This is a genomic window from Rhodococcus sp. 05-2256-B1 (assembly GCF_002258465.1).
GTDB lineage: Bacteria > Actinomycetota > Actinomycetes > Mycobacteriales > Mycobacteriaceae > Rhodococcoides > Rhodococcoides fascians.
On sequence record NZ_NOZA01000032.1, the window covers coordinates 1 to 1,082 of the forward strand.

Sequence of the window (1,082 nt, forward strand, 5' to 3'; positions counted from 1 at the left end):
CTAGCTGTTCTTCCCGGGGACGTTGTGGACGGTCAGTCGCTCGATGGGTGACTTGCCGCCGATGCCTGTGTGGGGTCGGTGGTGATTGTAGTGGTGGATCCAGTCTTGGTAGGTCGCCGCTCTGGCTTCGTCGGAGAGGTAGGTGTTCGCGTAGGCCCATTCCTGGTTGAGGGTTCGGTTGAATCGTTCGACTTTGCCGTTGGTCTGCGGCCGATACGGCCTGGTTCGTTTGTGTTTGATTTCAGGGCCTAGGGTCTGCGCGAACAGTGTTGAGCGGTAACAGGATCCGTTGTCGGTCAGCACACGCGCGATCGTGATGTCATGGGCTGCGAAGTAGGCTTTGGCGCGCTCGAAGAACCCCGAGGCGGTTTCTTTGCGTTCGTCACCGAGGATCTCCGAATACGCGAGCCGGCTGTGATCGTCGACGGCGTGATGGACGTAGGAGTATCCGCGGCCCTGTTTCTTGTTGTGCCGCTTTCCGATCGCGCGGCCGAGCTTGCGATGTCCGCCGCCGTCGGGGATTCGGCCGAGCTTTTTGATGTCGATGTGGATCAGATCCCCGGGAGCGGGATGCTCGTAGCGATGCGGCTGCGGGCGTCGTACAGCAAGTCCGGTGTTCTGGTCGAGGTGACGAAGCAGCGGCATCTTGTAGCGGCGTAGGACCGCTGAGACGGTGCTGTGCGGCATGTGCAGGTGGTAGCCGATGCGGTGTGGTCCCCACCGGCGGAGGAAGCGCAGGTTGATGATTCGGCGTTCGGTGCGGGTCGGTGTCCGGTTCGGGTTGTGGTGGGGTCTGCTCGAGCGGTCGGCCATTGCCGGTGGGCCGCCGGTGCGGTATCGATCGGCCCATTTCTTGGCTGTGGTCGGTGAAACCTGGAATCGTTCGGCCGCTCGGCGGATCGACCATCCGTCGTCGACGATCGATGTCGCGAGTTTCAATCGCCCCTTCGGGGTGAGCAAGGCATTAGCGTGTGACACGAGGACCTCTCGGTTGTCGGTGCAGTTGTGGTAACCACACCGATACCGGAGGTCCTCACCTATCTGTCGCTGCCACGCCGTCCACAACGTCCCTGCTCATTACA

Annotated in this window: 1 protein-coding gene; it reads right to left on the bottom strand. The window is 61.7% G+C overall.

What is annotated here, in order from left to right; translation table 11 throughout:
- Complete coding sequence (locus CH285_RS22135) at nucleotides 1–978, bottom strand: IS481 family transposase (RefSeq protein WP_094643295.1); 978 nt, start codon at nucleotides 976–978, stop codon at nucleotides 1–3.
- Nucleotides 979–1,082: the final 104 nt, after the last annotated feature.